This is a genomic window from uncultured Pseudomonas sp. (genome assembly GCF_943846705.1).
Lineage (GTDB): Bacteria > Pseudomonadota > Gammaproteobacteria > Pseudomonadales > Pseudomonadaceae > Aquipseudomonas.
Map to the genome: position 1 here is coordinate 851,360 of NZ_OX044366.1, position 20,753 is coordinate 872,112.

Annotated in this window: 19 protein-coding genes; 6 read left to right on the forward strand and 13 right to left on the reverse strand. The window is 61.1% G+C overall.

Going from position 1 to position 20,753, the window contains the following annotated elements; all coding sequences use genetic code 11:
- Positions 1–14 precede the first annotated feature (14 nt).
- The 8 genes from Q0V31_RS04130 to bioB form a co-directional block, all read right to left on the reverse strand.
- Positions 15–1,820: a phenylacyl-CoA dehydrogenase gene (locus Q0V31_RS04130; protein ID WP_298184763.1), complete on the reverse strand. Its 1,806-nt coding sequence runs from the start codon at positions 1,818–1,820 to the stop codon at positions 15–17.
- Positions 1,821–1,985: 165 nt separating this feature from the next.
- Complete coding sequence (locus Q0V31_RS04135; protein WP_298184765.1) at positions 1,986–2,744, reverse strand: putative metalloprotease CJM1_0395 family protein; 759 nt, start codon at positions 2,742–2,744, stop codon at positions 1,986–1,988.
- Between the two features lie 65 nt (positions 2,745–2,809).
- The gene (locus Q0V31_RS04140) at positions 2,810–3,109 is read right to left on the reverse strand and encodes a hypothetical protein (RefSeq protein WP_298184767.1); all 300 of its coding nucleotides are present in this window, start codon (positions 3,107–3,109) and stop codon (positions 2,810–2,812) included.
- A gap of 96 nt (positions 3,110–3,205) precedes the next feature.
- Positions 3,206–3,895, reverse strand: coding sequence for a dethiobiotin synthase (gene bioD, locus Q0V31_RS04145; protein ID WP_298184769.1), 690 nt, complete (start codon positions 3,893–3,895; stop codon positions 3,206–3,208).
- Complete coding sequence (gene bioC / locus Q0V31_RS04150) at positions 3,896–4,708, reverse strand: malonyl-ACP O-methyltransferase BioC (protein WP_298184771.1); 813 nt, start codon at positions 4,706–4,708, stop codon at positions 3,896–3,898.
- Complete coding sequence (locus tag Q0V31_RS04155; RefSeq protein ID WP_298184775.1) at positions 4,701–5,432, reverse strand: alpha/beta fold hydrolase; 732 nt, start codon at positions 5,430–5,432, stop codon at positions 4,701–4,703. The genes bioC and Q0V31_RS04155 overlap by 8 nt, the downstream gene beginning before the upstream one ends.
- The gene (bioF, locus tag Q0V31_RS04160; RefSeq protein ID WP_298184777.1) at positions 5,425–6,606 is read right to left on the reverse strand and encodes an 8-amino-7-oxononanoate synthase; all 1,182 of its coding nucleotides are present in this window, start codon (positions 6,604–6,606) and stop codon (positions 5,425–5,427) included. The genes Q0V31_RS04155 and bioF overlap by 8 nt, the downstream gene beginning before the upstream one ends.
- A gap of 92 nt (positions 6,607–6,698) precedes the next feature.
- Positions 6,699–7,754 carry a biotin synthase BioB gene (gene bioB / locus Q0V31_RS04165; RefSeq protein WP_298184779.1) on the reverse strand — a complete coding sequence of 352 codons (1,056 nt, stop codon included), beginning with the start codon at positions 7,752–7,754 and terminating at the stop codon, positions 6,699–6,701.
- A 223-nt stretch (positions 7,755–7,977) separates the two neighbouring features.
- Here bioB and Q0V31_RS04170 point away from each other — a divergent pair, with 223 nt between their 5' ends.
- From Q0V31_RS04170 to rarD, 3 genes are all read left to right on the forward strand, one after another.
- On the forward strand, positions 7,978–8,712 hold the full coding sequence (locus Q0V31_RS04170; protein ID WP_298184781.1) for a ComF family protein: 735 nt from the start codon (positions 7,978–7,980) through the stop codon (positions 8,710–8,712).
- A 181-nt stretch (positions 8,713–8,893) separates the two neighbouring features.
- The gene (locus Q0V31_RS04175; RefSeq protein WP_298184783.1) at positions 8,894–9,868 is read left to right on the forward strand and encodes a serine/threonine protein kinase; all 975 of its coding nucleotides are present in this window, start codon (positions 8,894–8,896) and stop codon (positions 9,866–9,868) included.
- A gap of 278 nt (positions 9,869–10,146) precedes the next feature.
- Positions 10,147–11,043, forward strand: coding sequence for an EamA family transporter RarD (gene rarD / locus Q0V31_RS04180; RefSeq protein ID WP_298184785.1), 897 nt, complete (start codon positions 10,147–10,149; stop codon positions 11,041–11,043).
- Between the two features lie 291 nt (positions 11,044–11,334).
- On the opposite strand, the gene Q0V31_RS04185 is transcribed toward rarD, so the two are convergent.
- Both Q0V31_RS04185 and Q0V31_RS04190 read right to left on the reverse strand, forming a co-directional pair.
- A complete protein-coding gene (locus Q0V31_RS04185; protein WP_298184787.1) occupies positions 11,335–11,853 on the reverse strand; it encodes an ACT domain-containing protein in 519 nt (172 codons plus the stop codon).
- 25 nt (positions 11,854–11,878) lie between these two features.
- On the reverse strand, positions 11,879–12,325 hold the full coding sequence (locus tag Q0V31_RS04190) for a GNAT family N-acetyltransferase (RefSeq protein ID WP_298184789.1): 447 nt from the start codon (positions 12,323–12,325) through the stop codon (positions 11,879–11,881).
- Between the two features lie 297 nt (positions 12,326–12,622).
- Between Q0V31_RS04190 and Q0V31_RS04195 the strand changes: the two genes are divergently transcribed.
- From Q0V31_RS04195 to Q0V31_RS04205, 3 genes are all read left to right on the forward strand, one after another.
- Positions 12,623–14,800 (forward strand): malate synthase G, encoded by a 2,178-nt coding sequence (locus tag Q0V31_RS04195; RefSeq protein ID WP_298184791.1) that lies wholly within the window; start codon positions 12,623–12,625, stop codon positions 14,798–14,800.
- A 187-nt stretch (positions 14,801–14,987) separates the two neighbouring features.
- Positions 14,988–16,919: a putative nucleotidyltransferase substrate binding domain-containing protein gene (locus Q0V31_RS04200; RefSeq protein WP_298184793.1), complete on the forward strand. Its 1,932-nt coding sequence runs from the start codon at positions 14,988–14,990 to the stop codon at positions 16,917–16,919.
- The gene (locus tag Q0V31_RS04205; RefSeq protein WP_298184795.1) at positions 16,916–17,620 is read left to right on the forward strand and encodes a 3'-5' exonuclease; all 705 of its coding nucleotides are present in this window, start codon (positions 16,916–16,918) and stop codon (positions 17,618–17,620) included. The genes Q0V31_RS04200 and Q0V31_RS04205 overlap by 4 nt, the downstream gene beginning before the upstream one ends.
- A 57-nt stretch (positions 17,621–17,677) precedes the next feature.
- Here Q0V31_RS04205 and Q0V31_RS04210 read toward each other — a convergent pair whose 3' ends face one another.
- The 3 genes from Q0V31_RS04210 to Q0V31_RS04220 form a co-directional block, all read right to left on the reverse strand.
- The gene (locus Q0V31_RS04210; RefSeq protein WP_298184797.1) at positions 17,678–18,184 is read right to left on the reverse strand and encodes a hypothetical protein; all 507 of its coding nucleotides are present in this window, start codon (positions 18,182–18,184) and stop codon (positions 17,678–17,680) included.
- Positions 18,185–18,266: 82 nt separating this feature from the next.
- Positions 18,267–20,036, reverse strand: coding sequence for a sodium:solute symporter family protein (locus tag Q0V31_RS04215; RefSeq protein ID WP_298184799.1), 1,770 nt, complete (start codon positions 20,034–20,036; stop codon positions 18,267–18,269).
- 3 nt (positions 20,037–20,039) lie between these two features.
- Positions 20,040–20,300, reverse strand: coding sequence for a DUF4212 domain-containing protein (locus tag Q0V31_RS04220; protein WP_298184801.1), 261 nt, complete (start codon positions 20,298–20,300; stop codon positions 20,040–20,042).
- Positions 20,301–20,753 lie beyond the last annotated feature (453 nt).

Sequence of the window (20,753 nt, forward strand, 5' to 3'; positions counted from 1 at the left end):
ATGAGGTCTAAGGCTTAGTAGCCCAGGTCGAAGTGCTCTTCGTCCATGTCCATCAGGTTGTTGGCGCCGGACAGCATGGCCTCAACGTGGCTACGGGTACGCGGCAGGATGCGCGCGAAGTAGAAACGTGCGGTCTGCAGCTTGGCCTTGTAGAAGGCTTCATCTTCAGTGCCAGCTGCGATCTTCTCGGCCGCCAGGCGCGCCATGTCAGCCCAGAAGTAGGCCAGGCAGACATAGCCGGAGTACATCAGGTAGTCCACCGAAGCGGCACCGACTTCTTCGCGGTCTTTCATCGCGGCCATGCCCACTTTCATGGTCAGATCGCCCCACTCCTTGTTCAGCTTGCCCAGCGGCTCCACGAGGCCTTTGATAGCGTCGTTGGCTTCGTTGGCCTGGCAGAACTTGTGCACGATCTTGGTGAAGCCTTTCAGTGCTTCGCCTTGAGTCTGCAGCACTTTACGGCCCAGCAGGTCGAGGGCCTGGATACCGGTGGTGCCTTCGTACAGCATGGAGATGCGGCTGTCGCGAACGTTCTGCTCCATGCCCCACTCGGCGATAAAGCCGTGGCCGCCATAGATCTGTACGCCGTGGTTGGCTGCTTCGAAGCCGACTTCGGTCATAAATGCTTTGGCGATTGGCGTGAGGAAGGCCAGCAGTGCGTCGGCCTGCTTCTTCTCGGCTTCGTCTTTGCTGTACTTGACGATATCAACCTGCTTGGCGGTGAAGTACACCATCGCACGGTTGCCTTCGGCAAAAGCCTTCATGGTCAGCAGCATGCGCCGCACGTCCGGGTGGACGATGATCGGGTCAGCGGCTTTTTCCGGCGCTTTCGGGCCAGTCAGGGAGCGCATCTGCAGACGATCACGAGCGTACTTGAGGCCGCCCTGGAAGCCGATTTCAGCGTGCGCCAGGCCCTGCAGAGCAGTACCCAGACGCGCCGTGTTCATAAAGGTGAACATGCAGTTCAGGCCTTTGTTGGCTGGGCCGATCAGGTAACCGGTAGCGCCATCAAAGTTCATCACGCAGGTCGCGTTACCGTGGATGCCCATCTTGTGCTCGAGCGAGCCACAGGTCACCGCGTTGCGCGCGCCAACCGAACCGTCAGCGTTAACCGAGAACTTCGGCACGATGAACAGCGAGATGCCTTTGGTGCCTTGCGGCGCGTCGGGCAAGCGGGCCAGGACGATGTGGACGATGTTATCGGCCATGTCGTGCTCACCGGCGGAGATGAAGATCTTGGTGCCGGATACTTTGTACGAACCGTCAGCCTGAGGCTCGGCCTTGGTACGCAGCATGCCCAGATCGGTGCCGCAATGCGGCTCGGTCAGGCACATGGTGCCGGTCCACTCGCCGGATACCAGCTTAGTCAGGTAGGTGTGCTTCTGCTCGTCGGTACCGTGCTCGGAGATGGTGTTCATCGCGCCGTGCGACAGGCCTGGGTACATGCCCCACGACCAGTTCGAGGTGCCGACCATTTCGCTGACAACCAGCCCCAGGGACTCAGGCAGGCCTTGGCCGCCGTGGTCTACGTCGTGCGCCAGGCTCGGCCAGCCGCCTTCTACATACTGCTTGTAGGCTGCCTTGAAACCGGTAGGGGTTTTCACGCCCTCAGCGGACCAGGTGCAGCCTTCGGTGTCACCTACACGGTTCAGGGGCGACAGCACTTGCTCACAGAACTTCGCGCCTTCCTCAAGGATGGCGTCGACCATGTCCGGAGTAGCGTCCTGGCAGCCAGGCAGGCTCTGATAATGCGCTTCATAGCCGAGCAGTTCGTCGCGTACGAAACGGATATCACGCAAGGGGGCCTTGTAATCAGGCATAGCGGTTGACCTCTGCGGTGGATTCTTAATGTGTAGGTGACCGGGTATTCGGTCATTTCGGGAGCAATCCCGGCGCTCGATTGTCTCTTTAGCAATCGAATCAATCAAACAAGCGTTTGAAACATACGTTTATGCCTATTTAATGTCAAGCACCCCACGCGCCGCTTACGTCACCAGTTCGACCAGCGGGGCTGGCTGCTGCACACCACTTAGTTGCGTGTACAGATCAAGATTAGCCGCGTTTGGCCCTGCAGATCCCGGCGCCTCGACGGGTTTATCGTCCCCCTCTTTACCTGGCTCGGCACGCGCATCACTGCTGGCCTGCGCCTCACTGCGCTGTTGTTGCGCCAGCTGTACGCGGGCTTCAGCCATCAGCCCCAGGGCTTGCGCTGTCACCTGCAGGTCCTGCGCCGATGGCTCGGCGGGGGCCAGAGCAGCGCGGATCACCACGTCCATTTTGCGCAGGGTCGCTTCGGGGTCATTCGCCACGGGAGCCACATCGATACCCACCTCGCCACCTACCGCATAGCGTTTGCCATCCGGGCCACGCGCATAGGTATAGCTCGGCGCACCTGCGTATTGCCCGCCAACCGCCGCATGCGCCTGCTCATGGCTACGCACCTCCTGATCACGGCTGAGCAACTCGGCAATTTCGAGTTGCTCACGCCGCGCCTGCTCGGGGCTTGGCTCGCCTTGAGTGCGTTTAGCTGTATCGGAGTTGCTCGACGAATCGGTTGGCTTGTCGGCTTCTTCACGCGCCGAGGAGGACTGCGCAGCGGTCAGCGCTTGAGGCGCAGTGACGGGCGCTTGAGCGGCGCGGATGATATCGGGGGAGACGTCAGGGGAAGCACTCGACGCCAGGGGGCGAACCGGCAGTGGATTGGCTGCAGGCGCAGAATAAGTCGAAGCGCCGCTAATCTGCATGCAATGACTCCTCGCCCGGCGTTGCTTACCTCTTTACCGGGCTTGAGTGCGCCAGGGGCGGCGACTCAAGCCGTGGTGTCGATCAGGGTGCCGAGTATTTCATCAGCCGTTTTGATCACCTTGGCACCGGCCTGTGCTGCATTCTGCCCTTCACGCAGGGCGACCAGGCTTTCAGCGAGATCGGGGCGGGTCTGTTCAGCCAAGCTGGGGGCTGGGTTGACCTGATTAGCGGGCGGCGTGGAGGTCGGCTGTTGCGGCTGGGTAACGGCATTACTGGCGATCGCTGCTGCTGCCTGATCGACGCGGCGCTGACCCGATTGAATGCTGCTGACAGCCGAACTGAAGGCGCTTCCTGAAATCTCCATGCCTAAGCTCCTACTCTGACTGACCACTAATAGCCTTGATTTAAGCAGATATTGCTCGAAAAACGTACAGGCAAAAGGCTATGGCATTTAGCGGGCTTATAGCGGGCTGCGTAGAAGATCGAGATTGAGATAACTGGCAACCGCAGCCGGCGTTGCTTCGGCCAGGCGCGGGATATAGCCCAAGCATGGCGCGGGTAAGCGTTGCGCCAAGGTTGCGAGATTGTCTTCAAGGCGCGAGGTGTGCGGGTCGACCACATTGGCCACCCAGCCTGCCAACGACAAACCGTCACGCAGGATCGCCTCGGCCGTCAGTAGCGCATGGTTGATGCAGCCCAGGCGCACACCCACCACCAGAACAACCGGCAGTTTCAAGGCAATCGCCAGGTCCGACAACGTCGCCTGCCCGGCCAGTGGCACGCGCCAGCCGCCCGCGCCCTCCACCAGGGTGAAGTCCGCGCACTTGTCCAGAATGGCCTGCACAGGCTCCTGCAGTGCCGCCACATCCAGCAACACGCCGGCTTCACGTGCGGCCAGATGCGGGGCAATCGCCGGCTCGAATGCCTGCGGATTCACCTCGTCATAACGCAACACCAGGCTGCACTCGCCAAGCAGCGCCAGGGCGTCGTCATTGCGCAGGCCATCCGCCGTCACCACACAGCCCGAGGCCACCGGTTTGGCCGCGGCCGTGGACAGCCCGGCGAGCCGCGCCGCATGCAGCAGGCCGGCGGCGATAGTGGTTTTGCCGATTTCGGTATCGGTACCGGTGACGAAGAACGCTTGGCTCATCTAGGCAATTTCCTTACGCAATACGCCGTAGACCACTTGATAGGTCGCCGGCAGCCCTTCCGGCTGGCGGAACTGTTCATAGGCCTTGAGCAGCGCCAGCATGCGCGCACGGCCAGTCAGGCCACCCGGCCGGCCGGGGTTGAGGTTGTGCGCGCCGAGGGCTTTCAGTTCATGGGTCAGGCTGCGCACATCAGGGTAATACAGGGTTTCAGGCGTAACCTGCAGGCTCAGCAGCGCCAAGCCGCTGTTGCTACACAGGCGCTGATAATCCTCAAAACGACGGAAGCGATTGACGTGCACAAAGCCGTCCACCGCCTGCCAGCTGTCACGCAACTCCTGCAACGTGCCGACACACAGGCTGCTAAAAGCCAGCACACCGCCAGGGCGCAATACGCGCTCGGCTTCACCCAGCACGGCCGTAAAATCGGCGCACCACTGCAACGCCAGGCTGGAAAACAACAGCTCGCAGGACTCGTCCTGCAGCGGCAGGCGCTCGGCATCGCCGGCGATAAACTGTTGCGCGCCACCCAACGGCCGGGCGTGTTGCAACATGCCTTCGGCGATATCCAACGCGACGCCTTGGCTGGCCGCAAAGCGCTCGGCCAAGGCACGGCTGAAATAGCCCGTACCGCAGCCCAGGTCGAGCCAGCGGGCCGGGCTGATTGCAGCAGGCAGCTGCGCCAATAACTGCTGGCCGACATTGCGCTGCAGGGCCGCGACACTGTCATAGCTCTCGGCCGCACGGGAAAACGAAGCCGCCACCTGGCGTTTGTCCGGCAGGCCGCCGAGTGGTTCTTGGGCCAGATCAGTCATCACCGGCCTCATGCAAAAAAGCCTGAATCGCGGCAGCGATTTCATGGGGGCGCTCCAGGGCGAAGGCATGACTGGCCTGATCAATCAGGCCAACTTCGACATCCGCAAGCAACGCCAACAGCTCCTGCGCAGCCAAGGCCGGCACCAATGCATCGGCACCAGCGAACAGATGCAACTGCGGGCCGACAAAGGCCTGCAGCGCCGCCCGCGTGTCCAGTGCCGCCAGTACATCCAGCCCAGCTAACAGCGTGGCCGCCTGAGAGTGCGGCGCAGCGCTTATCAACTGACGCGAGAGGCCGCGCGCATCCGCAGCCCCCTGTACGCAGAGCAGGGCGAAGCGCTTTAGGGTGGCGGGCGCATTGGCCGCGCAGCCCTCACGAAAGGCGCTAAATGTGCTCGCCTCCATCGCTGCCGACCAGCCTGGTTCAGCGACAAAGCGCAGGTTGCTGGCCAGGGTCAGCAGGCCATTACAACGCCCGCCTCGGCGCGCTGCCAATTCGGCCGCAAGCATGCCGCCCAGCGACCAGCCACCGAGCCAGGTATCCTCGGGCAGCTTGGCATCGAGCTCATCCAGCCAGTCCGCGGGGTCGTTGGAATCTAGCAAAGGCAGCGGTTCGATCTGCACATGCAGGCGTGGATCCAGCCCGCGCAAGGCGTCGGCCAGCGGCTGCAACGGCGCAGTACCCAGGCCCCAGCCGGGCAGCAGAATCAGTCGATCACGCATGCGCGGCCCCCTCTTCGGCCAGCAGCGGCCAGCACTCAGCCAGCGCCTCCAACAACAGCTCCAGCTGCTCCAGGCTGTGGGCGGCAGACAAGGTCACGCGCAGCCGAGCACTGCCGGCCGGCACCGTGGGCGGACGAATCGCCGTCACCAGCAAGCCACGCTCGCGCAGCATCTGCGACAGCTGCATGGCGCGGCCACTGTCGCCGATTAGGATTGGTTGAATCGGCGTGGCGCTGTCCATCAGTTCAAGACCGATGGCCTGCGCGCCCTCGCGGAAGCGTTTAATCAGCACGTTCAAATGTTCACGCCGCCAGTGCTGGCTGCGCAGCAACTCCAGGCTTTGCAGCGTGGCGCAGGCCAATGCCGGCGGCTGACTGGTGGTGTAGATATAGGGCCGGGCGAACTGCACCAGGGTTTCGATCAGCTCTTCGCTGCCGGCGACAAATGCCCCAGCCGTACCGAAGGCTTTGCCCAACGTGCCGACCAGCACCTGCACATCATCCACGCCCAAGCCGAAGTGCTCGACGATGCCGCCGCCGGTTGCGCCCAGCGGGCCGAAACCATGGGCGTCATCGACCATCACCCAGGCGTCTTTCTGCTTGGCTGCGGCGCACAACGCCGGCAGGTCAGCCAGGTCACCGTCCATGCTGAACACGCCGTCGGTGACCACCAGGGTATTGCCGGTGGTTTTTTCCATGCGGCTGGCCAGGCTCGCCGCATCGTTGTGTAGATAGCGTGAAAAGCGTGCACCCGAGAGCAAGCCCGCGTCGAGCAAGGAGGCATGATTGAGGCGGTCTTCCAGCACACTGTCGCCCTTGCCGAGCAGCGCAGTGACAGCACCAAGGTTGGCCATGTAACCGGTGGAAAACAGCAGCGCACGCGACCGGCCGGTGAACTCGGCCAGCGCCTCTTCCAGCTCGTGGTGCGGCGTGCTATGGCCAATCACCAGGTGCGACGCGCCGCCGCCCACGCCCCACTTTTGCGCACCGGCACGCCAGGCCTCGATCACTTGTGGATGGTTGGCCAGGCCGAGGTAGTCGTTGGAACAGAAAGCCAACAGCTCACGGCCATCGACCTGCACCAGCGGCCCTTGCGGGCTTTCCAGCAGTGGCCGTTGACGATAGAGCTGAGCCGCACGGCGTTCCGCGAGGCGGGAGGCGAGATCGAAAGACATGGGCAACCTTGATGACCGTGGGAGCGGCTTCAGCCGCGATGCTGTTTAGTCATCGCGACTGCGAACGCTCCCACGGGAAAGACCTCTGCGCCTCAGACGGCGGCGTTATAGAACAGCTTGGAATCGCGCTGCTCGACCAGGGCCTGCTCGATGGCCGCCTGGTGCACTTCGTCTGCGTGTTCTTCACGCTCTTCCGGCTTGATGCCGAGACGGGCAAACAGTTGCATGTCTTTGTTGGCTTGTGGGTTGGCGGTGGTCAGCAGCTTCTCGCCGTAGAAGATCGAGTTGGCACCGGCGAAGAACGCCAGGGCCTGCATCTGCTCGTTCATCGCCTCACGGCCGGCGGACAGGCGCACGTGCGACTGCGGCATCATGATCCGCGCCACGGCAAGCATGCGGATAAAGTCGAATGGATCGACGTCTTTCTCGTCCGCTAGCGGCGTGCCTTTGACCTTGACCAGCATGTTGATCGGCACCGACTCAGGATGCTCCGGCAGGTTAGCCAGTTGAATCAACAAGCCAGCGCGGTCGTCCAGTGACTCACCCATGCCCAGGATGCCGCCCGAGCAGATCTTCATCCCCGAATCACGCACATAGGCCAGGGTCTCCAGACGCTCACCATAGGTGCGGGTGGTGATGATGCTGCCGTAGAACTCCGGCGAGGTGTCGAGGTTGTGGTTGTAGTAGTCGAGACCCGCGTCGGCCAGCGCCTGGGTCTGCTCTTTATCCAGCTTGCCCAGGGTCATGCAGGTTTCCAGGCCCAGGGCTTTGACGCCTTCGACCATCTTCAGCACGTAGGGCATGTCTTTGGCCGACGGGTGCTTCCACGCCGCGCCCATGCAGAAACGGGTAGAGCCGATGGCCTTGGCCTCGGCGGCCGCCTCCAGCACCTTCTGCACTTCCAGCAGTTTTTCTTTTTCCAGGCCGGTGTTGTAGTGGCCGGACTGCGGGCAGTACTTGCAGTCTTCCGGGCAGGCACCGGTTTTGATCGACAGCAGGGTCGAGACCTGCACGCGGTTCGCATCGAAGTGTGCGCGGTGCACGGTCTGTGCGGCGAACAGCAGGTCGTTAAACGGTTGCTCGAAGAGCGCCCTGACTTCAGCAAGAGTCCAGTCGTGACGCAAGTTGGCGGCGGTGGTGGCGCTCATCGGTTGTTCCTTGTTAGGGGCAGTGGCTTGCTCGGTTCTGTACGAAAAGTGCCTGCGCTCGGTGATGCTTCGTTAAAAGCCGGCTCGGAATGCTCATTTACAGTTCGTAAACTGCGCTTCCTCGCCAGCTTTTGCCTCGCCTGACCTTCGCTCGACAACTTTTGGCACAGAACCTAGAGTCAGCAAGCACGACACGGATGTTCGGCATAATTATGGAAGGCTTATGCGCTGTCAACCAGAACCAAGGCGACCGGTTTACAACTGGTTAAAAAACAAACAAATCTGTTTGCTCTGCAATGAAACAACGGACGGCGCGCTGGCCATCTGCACCAGCTGTGAAGCCGAGCTGCCCTGGCTCGGCGGGCATTGCCAGGTCTGCGCCCTGCCGCTGCCCAGCCACGGTTTGGTGTGCGGGGCCTGCCTGAACAAACCACCCAGCTTTAGCAAGGTCGAAACGCCCTGGCGCTACGCCTTCCCCATCGACAGCCTGATTACGCGGTTCAAGCACCAAGCCAAGTGGCCTTTGGGACGTCTGCTCGGCGAGCTTTTGTCACATCATCTGCAACATGCGTTCGATGAAGGGCTGAGCAAGCCCGCACTGCTGTTGCCCGTACCACTGGCGGATAAACGCCAACGCCAGCGCGGCTTCAATCAGGCCGGGCTGCTCGCGCAGTGGCTGAGCGCTTTATTGCAGCTGCCGCAGCAGGCGCACTGGCTGCAACGCATTGTCGATACCCCGGCGCAGCAACAACTCGACGCGGCCACGCGCAAACGCAATTTGCGCCAGGCCTTTGCCCTCTCAGCGGACAGCCAGATCAGCGGCCTGCATGTGGCGCTGGTCGATGATGTGCTGACCACCGGCGCCACCGCCGAGAGCCTGGCGCGCCTGTTAAAGAAAGCCGGGGCGGCGCGAGTCGATGTGTATTGCCTGGCGCGCACGCCCAAGCCCGGCGACTGAGAGGCAACAGCAGCGACAGATTCGTAGGATGGCGTTGAGCATCGCGAGACCCATCACAGCGAATGCCGGCCTCAAGATCATCGATGGGTATCGCTGCGCTCAACCGCATCCTCCTAGCGCCCACACACCGCCCGACCCTGCAGAAGCGGTACACTTCGCGACCCACTTGCCGGAGCCAACCATGTCCCATCCATTTGCCGCACTCACACCCGACCTGGTGCTGGATGCCGTGGAGAGCATCGGCTACCTCAGCGACGCCCGCGTGCTGGCGCTGAACAGCTACGAAAACCGCGTCTATCAAGTGGGCATCGAAGACGAAACACCACTGATCGCCAAGTTCTACCGCCCGGATCGCTGGAGCGATGCGGCGATCCGCGAAGAGCACAGCTTCACCTTCGAACTGGCTGAGTGCGATGTGCCGGTCGTCGCGCCGCTGATTCTCAACGGCGAGACACTGTTTGAGCATGCTGGCTTTCGCTTTGCCCTATTCCCGCGCCGGGGCGGCCGCGCGCCGGAGCCCGGCAATCTCGACCAACTGTACCGCCTCGGCCAGCTGCTCGGCCGCCTGCACGCGGTCGGTTCGTTAACGCCGTTCGCCCACCGCGAAGCCCTGCAGGTGAGCAACTTCGGCCACGCATCGCTGGCGACCTTGCTGGAGGGCAACTTTATTCCGCGTAGCCTGCTGCCCGCCTACGAGTCGGTGGCCCGCGACGTGCTCAAGCGTTTGGACGCCCTGTTTGCCAACCATCCGGTACAGGCGATTCGCCTGCACGGCGACTGCCACCCGGGCAACCTGCTGTGCCGCGACGACACCTTCCACATGGTCGACCTCGACGACTGCCGCATGGGGCCGGCCGTACAAGACCTGTGGATGATGCTGGCCGGCGAACGCCATGAGCGTCTCGGCCAGCTCTCGGAGCTGATGGATGGCTACCAGGAGTTTCATGACTTCAACCCGCGCGAACTGCCGCTGATTGAAGGCCTGCGCGCCCTGCGCCTGATGCATTACAGCGCCTGGTTGGCGCGGCGCTGGGACGACCCGGCCTTTCCCATGAGCTTCCCCTGGTTCGGCAGCGAACGTTACTGGGGCGATCAGATCCTGATTCTGCGCGAGCAGTTGGCCGCACTGGATGAAGAGCCGCTCAAGCTGTTTTGAATCGCGCCGGCCCCGCCCGGCTGCCATGCGCGGGACGGGCTACCAAAGGCGATAGCCATCTGGGGCGGTCATGATCGCTATCGCTGCGCTCTGCCCATCCTACAGCTCTGACTCAGCGACAGCCGGTGCTGCGCCATAACAGTTGCCGTCGCCCCGTAAAGCCAGATTTACAGTAATTACCTGCAGAGCACTGGCCACGAAGCTGAACAACCAGACAAGTCACCGCGTGGCGACTAGAATCCTGACTCTTTAGTTAGCAACCTAAGCAAGGACCCTGCATGGCCACCGCCAACCTGCGTCGCGGGTACATTCTCGGCCTGACCGCCTACATCATCTGGGGCCTGTTCCCGCTCTATTTCAAAGCCATACAAAGCGTCCCAGCACTGGAAATCATCGTGCACCGGGCGCTCTGGTCCGCGGTGTTCGGCGCCTTACTGCTGCTGGTGTGGAAACATCCTGGCTGGCTGCGCGAACTGCTCAACAATCCCAAACGCTTCGCTGTGCTGACCTTGAGCGGCCTGCTGATCGCCACCAACTGGCTGGTGTATGTGTGGGCGGTGAATGACGGGCGCATGCTCGAGGCCAGCCTGGGCTACTACATCAACCCGCTGGTCAACGTGCTACTGGGCATGTTGATTCTCGGCGAGCGTCTGCGGCGCCTGCAGTGGCTGGCCGTGGCTCTGGCGACGCTGGGTGTGCTGCAGCAACTGTGGCAGGTTGGTAGCATTCCCTGGGTATCGCTGGTGTTGGCACTGTCTTTCAGTTTCTACGGGCTGATTCGCAAACAGGCACCCGTGGCCGCCCTTCCCGGGCTGGTGGTGGAAACCTGGCTACTGATACCTCTGGCCGTCGGTTGGCTGCTGCTCAACCCAGTGGCCATGAGTACTCAAGCCGACTTTTGGAGCACCCCGGAAGCGCTCTGGCTAATCGTCGCCGGCCCAATCACCTTGGTGCCTCTGGTCTGTTTTAACGCTGCGGCCCGACACCTGCCCTACACCACCCTTGGTTTTCTGCAGTACCTGGCTCCGACCTTGGTGATGTTGCAGGCGATCTTCCTGTTTGGTGAGCATTTCGACCCGAGCAAACTGCTGGCCTTTATCTGCATCTGGGCGGGCCTGGCCATTTACAGCCTCGACGCCTGGCTAACCCTGCGCAAACGTCGGCCTGTTCAATAAACAACCAGCACACTGCAGCACAGACGGCTCATGGGCTGCAGCCAGTTGCCCCCGGCTTATCCACAGAGCATCCCCGACCTTTGTGCACAACCCACAAAGTAAGTGCTTATTTTTTATGGCCTGTCATCCATGACAGCCACCCTTGGCAGGGCCGTCGCTACGCGACGTTAAAAATGCTTCCTGAGCATTTTTTAAGCACTTACTAAAAAGCCCCGGAGCACTAAGCGCTGCTCCGGGGCTCCTCATGCTACCCACAGAGTTATCCACACGGGCCGTGGATAACCCTCCTGCTTACTCCTCAGCCTGCAGCTTCAACTCCACCATCAGGTCATCGGCGAGGGTTTCTAGGCGCTCCTGCAACTGCTCCAGGCTCAGGCTCTGCGGCACGCCCAGCAAGGCCTGGGCTTGAAACAGCAACTCGCCACTCATCGGCGCCGGTAGCACTTCGGTGCTCAGGCTCTCCAGGTTGACGCCCTGGCTACTAAGCAAACGAGTGATATCGCGCACGATACCCGGCCGGTCATTGCCCACCAACTCCAGGCGAATTGCCCGCCAGACAGTCACTGGCACGTCGCCACCGGCGGCGACCTGTACACGTATGCCCTGTGTCTGCAGCGCTTCCAGAGCCGCGACCAACCCAGCGTGGCCCGCCAACGGCACATCGACCCGGAGTATTCCGGCGAACTGCCCGGCCATGCGTGACATACGGCTTTCCAGCCAGTTTCCGCCATGCTCGCTGATGCACTGAGCGACGCGTTCAACCAAGCCCGGCTGATCCGGGGCAATAACCGTAAGTACCAGATGATCCATGCTTTGCTCCTTGTTCAACAGCGGCTCAATGCAACTCTAGCCAATAGGTATAAAACACCTCATCACGCACATAACCCAGGCGCTCGTAGAGGGCTTGTCCTGGCAGATTGCGCTTTGCCGTCTCCAACTGCAAACCGCAAGCGCCTGAGGCTTCGGCATGGGCGCGGGCGGCATTCATCAACGCCTCGCCCACACCTTGGCGACGGGCCTGCTGACTGACATAGAGATCACTAAGCAACCAGGCGGACTGCAGCGCTAACGAAGCAAAGAAGGCATACAGCTGAACAAAGCCCAGCGCCCGCCGCTGATCATCGCGGGCCAACAGAATCGTCGAGTCGGCGTTGCTCAGCCGAGCGGCAAGAAAATCGCGCACCTGCGCCTGAGGCTTGCTCACTTCATAAAAGCCAAGGTAAGCGCCAAATAACTCGGCCAATTCATCCAAGTCAGCGGCTGTGGCGGCCTTTATCTGCATAGGGGTCACATTCCGTAAGAGGTGCTATGCAGTATAGGCAAGCTGCCCACGGGCCGACCAAGAGCGGCACGCACAATTAACTGTGTACTGTTTTTTGATTTATATGAAACAATATTGCGAGATTAAATATACAAAAGATCACGCAGAGTGACTGCAACATCCCTCTTAGTCGCAGAGCGACGCGCGTCGACTGATTTTCCCCGGATCTTGATGTAGTATGCCGCGCCTCGGACTACATGACTTTTTACCCATGTCCGACGCGGCTATTAAGTAGAGCTGAGCAGAGTGAGGCAAGTGATGACTGAACGCGTTCAAGTAGGCAGCCTGCAGGTTGCCAAAGTGCTGTTCGACTTCGTGAACAACGAAGCCATCCCCGGTACCGGCATTGCTGCCGAGACGTTCTGGGCAGGTGCCGAAGCGGTCATCAATGACCTGGCACCGAAAAACCGCGCACTGCTCGCCAAGCGCGACCAGATTCAGGCGCAAATTGACGGCTGGCACCAAGCCCGCGCCGGTCAGGCCCACGACGCGGCCGCTTACAAAGCCTTCCTTCAGGAAATCGGCTACCTGCTACCAGAGCCGGCTGACTTCCAGGCCACCACTCAGAATGTGGACGAAGAAATCGCCCGCCTGGCTGGCCCGCAGCTGGTTGTGCCGGTGATGAACGCACGCTTCGCCCTCAACGCCTCCAACGCCCGCTGGGGCTCGCTGTACGATGCCCTGTACGGCACCGATGTGATCAGCGAAGAAGGCGGCGCGGAAAAAGGTCGTGGCTACAACAAGGTTCGTGGTGACAAGGTTATCGCCTTCGCCCGCGCCTTCCTCGACGATGCCGCACCGCTAGCCGCTGGCTCGCACGTCGACGCCACCGGCTACACCATTGTTGACGGCAAGCTGGTCGTCGCCCTCAAAGGCGGCAGCAACAGCGGCCTGCGTGATGACGCGCAACTGGTTGGCTTCCAGGGCGCAAGCGACGCGCCAATCGCCGTGCTGCTGAAGAACAACGGCCTGCACTTCGAGATCCAGATTGATGCCAGCACCCCGGTCGGCCAGACCGACGCGGCCGGCGTTAAAGATGTGCTGATGGAAGCGGCGCTGACCACCATCATGGACTGCGAAGACTCCATCGCTGCGGTCGATGCCGACGACAAAGTCGTGGTCTACCGCAACTGGCTGGGCCTGATGAAGGGTGACCTGGCCGAAGAAGTCGTCAAAGGCGGCCAGACCTTTACCCGCACCATGAACCCGGACCGCGTCTACACCCAGACCGACGGCTCCGAGCTGACCCTGCACGGGCGCAGCCTGCTGTTCATTCGCAACGTGGGTCACCTGATGACCAACCCGGCAATTCTCGACGCCCAAGGCAACGAAATCCCGGAAGGCATCCAGGACGCGCTGTTTACCAGCCTGATCGCCGTACACAACCTGAATGGCAACACCAGCCGCAAAAACACCCGCACCGGCAGCATGTACATCGTTAAGCCGAAGATGCACGGCCCGGAAGAAGTGGCCTTCACCACGGAAATCTTCGGCCGTGTCGAAGACGCCCTGAGCCTGCCGCGCAACACCCTGAAAGTCGGCATCATGGACGAAGAGCGGCGCACTACCGTCAACCTCAAGGCGTGCATCAAAGCCGCCAGCGAGCGCGTGGTGTTTATCAACACCGGCTTCCTCGACCGTACCGGTGACGAAATCCACACCTCCATGGAGGCCGGCGCCGTGGTGCGCAAAGCCGCCATGAAAAACGAGAAGTGGATCGGCGCTTACGAGAACAACAACGTCGATGTCGGCCTGGCCACTGGCCTGCAAGGCCGCGCACAGATCGGCAAAGGCATGTGGGCCATGCCTGATTTGATGGCCACCATGCTTGAGCAGAAGATCGCTCACCCGCTATCCGGGGCCAACACCGCCTGGGTACCGTCGCCAACCGCCGCGGCGCTGCACGCCCTGCATTACCACAAGGTTGACGTGTTCGCCCGTCAGGCCGAACTGGCCAAGCGCACGCCGGCGTCCGTCGATGACATCCTGAGCATTCCGCTGGCCCAGGACACCAACTGGTCGCCTGAGGAAATCCAGAACGAGTTGGATAACAACTCGCAGGGCATCCTCGGTTACGTGGTGCGCTGGATTGACCAGGGCGTTGGTTGCTCGAAAGTGCCGGATATCAACGACGTCGGCTTGATGGAAGACCGCGCCACCCTGCGCATCTCCAGCCAGCTGCTGGCCAACTGGCTGCGTCACGGCATCGCCACTGAGGAGCAGATTGTTGCCAGCCTCAAGCGCATGGCGCCGGTCGTCGATCGGCAGAACGCCAACGACCCGCTGTACCGCCCGCTGGCACCAAACTTCGACAGCAACATCGCCTTCCAGGCTGCCCTGGAACTGGTGATCGAAGGTGCCAAGCAGCCAAACGGTTACACCGAGCCAGTCCTGCACCGCCGCCGCCGCGAGTTCAAAGCCGCTAACGGCCTGTAATTCGCAGTCGCTGTGAAAAAACCGCCCTCCGGGGCGGTTTTTTTTTGGCTGACGATTGGCCAAGGTCGCCGCTCACGCCTGCGCATCGCCGCGCGAGGGCGTAAGCGGATGGCGTCTAGACTTACGTCCAATGGCAGCATTTCCTGCCTCGGCCGAGCATAGGCTACAGATCATTGTCGAGATGCCCATGAGCACAACGGACGCATTCGCCCAGGCAGGCAAGACGGCGGTGCTGCAGAACATCCATGGCACCATGGCGTTTCTGCAGAAATTCCCGCCGTTCAACCAGATGGATACCGCCCACCTGGCGTATCTGGTGGAGAACTGCCAGCTGCGCTTCTATGGCGCTGGCGAAACCATCGTCAAACCGGACGACGGCCCGGTTGAGCAGTTTTTTATCGTCAAGCAGGGCCGCGTGCATGGCGAGCGGCCCCATTCGGCGCGGCGCGGCACGGAAACCACCTTCGAGATCACCACTGGTGAATGCTTTCCCCTGGCCGCCCTGATCGGTGAGCGCGCCACCCGCACCGAGCACCTGGCCGCCGAAGACACCTTCTGCCTGTTGCTGAACAAACCTGCCTTTATCAAACTGTTCGCCCTGTCCAACCCACTGCGCGACTTCGCCTTGCGCGGCGTCAGCAGCCTGCTCGATCAGGCTAACCAACAGGTACAGATGCGTGCGGTGGAAACCCTCGGCGCACAGTATTCGCTGGACACCCGACTCGGCGAACTGGCCATGCGCACGCCCATCAGCTGCGCCCCACAGATGCCGCTGCGTGACGCGGTCAAACTGATGCATGAACAGCAAGTCGGCAGCATTGTGATTGTCGATCCGGCACTCAAGCCGCTGGGGATTTTCACCCTGCGCGACCTGCGCCGCGTCGTGGCGGACGGCATCGACCTGGCCCAGCCCATCGACCGCCTGATGACCCCGTCGCCCTTCCACTTGCCGCCGGACGCCAGCGCCTTCGACGCGGCCATTGCCATGACCGAGCGGCATATTGCCCACGTTTGCCTGGTGCAGCATGAGCAGCTCTGCGGGGTGATATCCGAGCGCGACCTGTTCAGCCTTCAACGGGTTGATCTGGTGCACTTGGCGCGCACTATTCGTCACGCCGGACGGGTGGAAACCCTGGCGGCGCTGCGCAGTGACGTGCGCCAACTGGTCGACAGCATGCTCGCCCACGGCGCCAGCTCGACGCAGATTACCCAACTGATCACCCTGCTCAACGACCACACCGTGTGCCGCGTGATTGAGCTGACCCTGGAAGACCTCGGCGACCCCGGCATAGCCTTCACCTGGCTGGTGTTCGGCAGCGAAGGCCGCAGCGAGCAAACCCTGCACACCGATCAGGACAACGGCATTCTGTTCGAGGCCGCTGACGCCGCCGAGGCCGCCGCCATTCGCGGCCGGCTCTTGCCAGTGGCCCATGAAATCAACCTGCGTCTGGCGCAATGCGGCTTCACCCTGTGCAAGGGCAACATCATGGCCGGCAACCCCGAGCTATGCCTGTCGCACCAGGAGTGGCGCAAGCGCTTCGACAGCTTTGTTCACGCCACCACCCCGGAAAACCTGCTGGCCTCCAGCATCTACTTCGACCTACGCAGCGTATGGGGTGATCCGCAGGGCTGCGAGCAACTGCGCAAGGGCATACTTAAACAGGTCGCGAGCAATAGCCTGTTTCAGCGCATGATGGCTGAAAACGCCTTGCGCCAGCGTCCGCCTGTTGGCCTGTTCCGCGACTTTGTCGTGGCCCGTAAAGGTGTTGAAAAGGACACCCTGGACCTCAAGGTGCAAGGCCTGACGCCCTTCGTCGATGGCGCGCGCCTGCTGGCCCTGGCTCACGGTATCAGCAGCTGCAACACCCTGGAGCGCCTGCGTGGGCTGATCGACCAGGGCGTTATCGAGGCCCAGGACGGCGCGGCGTATGAAGAGGCCTACCACTACATCCAGCAAGCGCGCATGCAGCAACACCAGGTGCAGGCACGTAAGGGTCAGCCTTATTCAAATCGCGTCGACCCCGACCACCTCAATCACCTGGATCGACGCATCCTGCGTGAGTCTTTCCGCCAGGCGCAGCGGCTGCAAAGCAGCCTGGCCGCGAGGTATCAGCTATGAACACATTCAACTGGCTCACCGGGCGCAGACCGGCACTGTCGCAGACACAGCTGCAGCGCCGGGAAAACCTGGCAACGCCAGCAGCACTCGACGAACAGCCGCTGCAGCAGCAGCGTTTCGTCGTCCTCGACCTGGAAACCAGCGGCCTTAACATGCGCCGCGATCTGGTGCTGTCGATTGGCGCGGTGGTAATCGAGCATGGCGGCATCGACCTTAGCCAGCAATTCGAATGCACCCTGCAACGCGAGGGGCACCAGGCCAACCCCAGCACCCTGATCCACGGCATTGCCCCCAGCGAAATTGCTGAGGGTGAAGCGCCTGCGGAGGCACTGCTGGCGTTTATGGAGTTCGTCGGCGACAGCCCACTGCTGGCCTTCCATGCCGAATTCGACCAACGCATGCTGGCCCGCGCCCTGAAACAGAGCCTGGGCTTGCGCTTGCAGCATACGTTTATTGATGTCGCAGAAATTGCCCCACTGCTGTGCCCCAAGGCCACGGTGGGCAATGCCGGCCTGGACGGCTGGACCCAGCACTTCGGCCTGCAGGTGCAGCAGCGCCATCATGCCAGCGCCGACGCGCTGGTCACCGCCGAGTTGGCGCTGATCCTACTCAGCAAGGCGCGCCAGCAGGGCCTTGATAGCCTGCCAACGCTGCTGCAGCAGCTCAATAGCCGACGCCGCCAGCTGGCACATTCAATCTAGTGGCGGCGTACACGCCGCCTCAATAAGTCAGCACATCGACCCCTGCCTGAGTACGACTCAGGAGCAGGCACGCCGGTAGAGCACCTCATCACGGTCTATTTGCTTCATCTGCTGCAGCAGCGGCTTCTTTTGCGCATCCAGCGGCAGCAGCTCGGCGGTGCTGCAATTGAGCAAATGCGGCTGATGGCTGACCCGATCAACGTGCTGCTTTTCAAAGCGATACAGGTTGAAGGCCACAACGTTGTCAGACGCGGCGTTTTCACGCAGCAGGCTTTTGCTGTCGAGTACGGTAAACGCGGTGGTCATCGGCCAAAAGAAGGTCCAGGGTCGCCAGAACACCTCGCCAGTCTCACTGGCCACCAGTACAGATTCGGCAGGCTGGCGCTGCAGCTGATGCTCAAACCAAGAGTACTCGTAGTAAATCTGATAGCTGAGCATACCCAGGCCACCCAGCGCCGGAATGATCCACTTCGGCAAGCGGTTACCCGACAGCTTGCGCAACAACATGGCGATACCAGCCGCCCCCAGCCCCGCAACCACGATGGCGAGTATTGTCCACAACATTAATCCACTCCCGAAATAAAACGGGCCTCCTAAGGAGGCCCGCTGGTAAGACCCTGATCACACACGATCAGGCTGATTATGCTCAGTGACTCAACGCGCCACCAGCACCTTTGGGAGTCCGCACGCTTTCGACCAGGTCCTGAATCTCCTGCGGCGGAGCCACAGTGGCCAGCGACACGGCGTAGGCGACCGCGAAGTTGATCACCGCACCCACAGTACCGATAGACAGCGGCGAGATGCCGAACATCCAGTTATCCGGGGTGTTGGCGAAGGTCGCCGTGCCCGGAATAAAGAACCAACCCAAGTACAGGAAGATGTAGACGACGGTGAACACCAAGCCAACCAGCATGCCGGCAATCGCGCCCTTGTCGTTTACCCGCTTGGAGAAGATCCCCATCATTAACGCCGGGAACAACGTAGCCGCCGCGATACCGAATGCCAGCGCCACCACCTGCGCGGCAAAGCCTGGTGGATTGAGCCCCAGCCATGTGGCCAACAAGATCGCCACCGCCATGGAGATTCGCGCAGCGCGCATTTCCCCCTTCTCACTGATTTTCGGGTTGATCATGTTCTTGATCAGGTCATGACTCACCGCCGACGAGATCGCCAGCAACAACCCAGCCGCCGTCGACAATGCCGCCGCAATCGCACCCGCTGCAATCAGGCCAATGACCCAGCCCGGCAGGTTGGCAATTTCCGGGTTAGCCAGTACCAGAATGTCGTTGTTAACGACCAGCTCGTTGCCCTTCCAGCCCAGTGATTCGGCCGTCGGGGTAAAGGCTGGAGCAGCATCGTTATACAGCTGGATACGGCCGTCGCTGTTCTTGTCTTCCCACTGGATCAAACCGGTGGTTTCCCAGGTCCTCACCCACTCCGGACGCTCTTCATACGCCAGCGCTGGCGCTTCAACACCCTGCGGATAAACCGTGGTCAGCAGGTTCAGGCGAGCCATGGAAGCTACAGCCGGCGCAGTGAGATAGAGCAGAGCGATAAAGATCAGCGTCCAGCCAGCAGACCAACGTGCGTCAGCCACTTTCGGTACGGTGAAGAAGCGAATGATGACGTGCGGCAGACCGGCGGTACCGATCATCAGCGACAGGGTGAACAGCACCATATTTAGCTTGCTGCTGATATCCCCGGTGTAAGAGGTGAAGCCTAACTCCATAACCACGTCATTGAGCTTCTGCAACAGTGGCAAACCTGACTCGGTGTGCTCGCTGAACATGCCGAACATCGGGATAGGGTTGCCGGTCAGTTGCAGGGAGATGAACACCGCCGGGATGGTGTAGGCAATGATCAGCACCACGTACTGCGCCACCTGGGTGTAGGTGATGCCCTTCATGCCGCCGAACACCGCGTAGCAGAACACCACGCCAGCCGCGATCCAGATACCGGTGGAGTTGCTCACTTCTAGGAAGCGTGAGAACGCCACGCCAGCACCGGCCATCTGACCGATTACATAGGTTACGCAGATGATGATCAGGCAGACCACGGCAGCCAGGCGTGCGCCGCTACTGTAGAAGCGATCGCCGATAAAGTCCGGCACGGTGAACTTACCGAACTTACGCAGGTAAGGTGCCAGCAGCATGGCCAGCAGCACATAACCGCCGGTCCAACCCATCAGGAAGGTGGAGTTGGCATAACCGCCGGCAGCGATCAGCCCCGCCATGGAAATAAAGGACGCTGCCGACATCCAGTCAGCCGCAGTGGCCATGCCGTTGGTGATGGGGTGAACACCACCGCCGGCGACATAGAATTCCTTGGTCGAGCCGGCACGGGCCCAGATGGCGATGCCGAAATAGAGCACGAAGGAGGCGCCCACAAACAGCATATTGATTACAAACTGGCTCATGGGTTATTCCTCGACACCGAATTGTTTATCGAGTTTGTTCATTTTCCACGCGTAGAAGAAAATGATCCCGACAAAGGTGATGATCGAACCTTGCTGGGCGAACCAGAAACCAAGGTCGGTGCCGCCGACAGAGATACCTGCCAACAGGGGTCGAAGCAGTATGGCGAAACCGTATGACACCAGTGCCCAGACAACCAGGCTCCAAGTGATCAGCCGAACATTCGCCTTCCAATATGCTGCAGCGTTTGCTTGTTCAGAAGTCATAAACTCCTCCGGTTATTGTTATTCTCGTACCGTTTCAAACTAGCAGCGGATTCCACAAGCCGACAGCTAGACATTGGTATTAGCTCGCTTAGGCCGTGCTGGTTTTTAAAATTCTCCTTAATTAACAAATACTTCGCCAAAAACTACGGCATCCCAGCGGGTCGCCACACCACGCCAACCTTACGCCCTGCGCATTGCGCGCCTGCCAATCCCTGCGCACAAGAGCCCTGCGCGCGACTCTGCAGGCAAGCCGACAGGCGCTCGCAGCACAGGCAGAAGACGCTCGCGGACAACAGCAGGCTAACCCGGCCAAACAAACCGCACACAGACGACGCTATTGGCGTGCCCGAACCTATGCTCCTTTTATGCTCCTTTAAGGTCGGCAATAGCCGCTGCTGGGCGCGCGTAGCGGCTGAACATATAGGGCGCGTCGTCACTGGCACGATCAACTGA

Coding starts and splice junctions, on each gene's coding strand:
- bioB (WP_298184779.1), bottom strand. CDS start 7,754: ATGAGCGCCACCACCGCCGCCAACTTGCGTCACGACTGGACTCTTGCT.
- bioC (WP_298184771.1), bottom strand. CDS start 4,708: ATGACTGATCTGGCCCAAGAACCACTCGGCGGCCTGCCGGACAAACGC.
- Q0V31_RS04170 (WP_298184781.1), top strand. CDS start 7,978: ATGCGCTGTCAACCAGAACCAAGGCGACCGGTTTACAACTGGTTAAAA.
- Q0V31_RS04210 (WP_298184797.1), bottom strand. CDS start 18,184: ATGTTGTGGACAATACTCGCCATCGTGGTTGCGGGGCTGGGGGCGGCT.
- Q0V31_RS04205 (WP_298184795.1), top strand. CDS start 16,916: ATGAACACATTCAACTGGCTCACCGGGCGCAGACCGGCACTGTCGCAG.
- Q0V31_RS04135 (WP_298184765.1), bottom strand. CDS start 2,744: ATGCAGATTAGCGGCGCTTCGACTTATTCTGCGCCTGCAGCCAATCCA.
- Q0V31_RS04190 (WP_298184789.1), bottom strand. CDS start 12,325: ATGCAGATAAAGGCCGCCACAGCCGCTGACTTGGATGAATTGGCCGAG.
- Q0V31_RS04220 (WP_298184801.1), bottom strand. CDS start 20,300: ATGACTTCTGAACAAGCAAACGCTGCAGCATATTGGAAGGCGAATGTT.
- Q0V31_RS04130 (WP_298184763.1), bottom strand. CDS start 1,820: ATGCCTGATTACAAGGCCCCCTTGCGTGATATCCGTTTCGTACGCGAC.
- Q0V31_RS04200 (WP_298184793.1), top strand. CDS start 14,988: ATGAGCACAACGGACGCATTCGCCCAGGCAGGCAAGACGGCGGTGCTG.
- Q0V31_RS04185 (WP_298184787.1), bottom strand. CDS start 11,853: ATGGATCATCTGGTACTTACGGTTATTGCCCCGGATCAGCCGGGCTTG.
- bioD (WP_298184769.1), bottom strand. CDS start 3,895: ATGAGCCAAGCGTTCTTCGTCACCGGTACCGATACCGAAATCGGCAAA.
- Q0V31_RS04175 (WP_298184783.1), top strand. CDS start 8,894: ATGTCCCATCCATTTGCCGCACTCACACCCGACCTGGTGCTGGATGCC.
- rarD (WP_298184785.1), top strand. CDS start 10,147: ATGGCCACCGCCAACCTGCGTCGCGGGTACATTCTCGGCCTGACCGCC.
- bioF (WP_298184777.1), bottom strand. CDS start 6,606: ATGTCTTTCGATCTCGCCTCCCGCCTCGCGGAACGCCGTGCGGCTCAG.
- Q0V31_RS04215 (WP_298184799.1), bottom strand. CDS start 20,036: ATGAGCCAGTTTGTAATCAATATGCTGTTTGTGGGCGCCTCCTTCGTG.
- Q0V31_RS04195 (WP_298184791.1), top strand. CDS start 12,623: ATGACTGAACGCGTTCAAGTAGGCAGCCTGCAGGTTGCCAAAGTGCTG.
- Q0V31_RS04140 (WP_298184767.1), bottom strand. CDS start 3,109: ATGGAGATTTCAGGAAGCGCCTTCAGTTCGGCTGTCAGCAGCATTCAA.
- Q0V31_RS04155 (WP_298184775.1), bottom strand. CDS start 5,432: ATGCGTGATCGACTGATTCTGCTGCCCGGCTGGGGCCTGGGTACTGCG.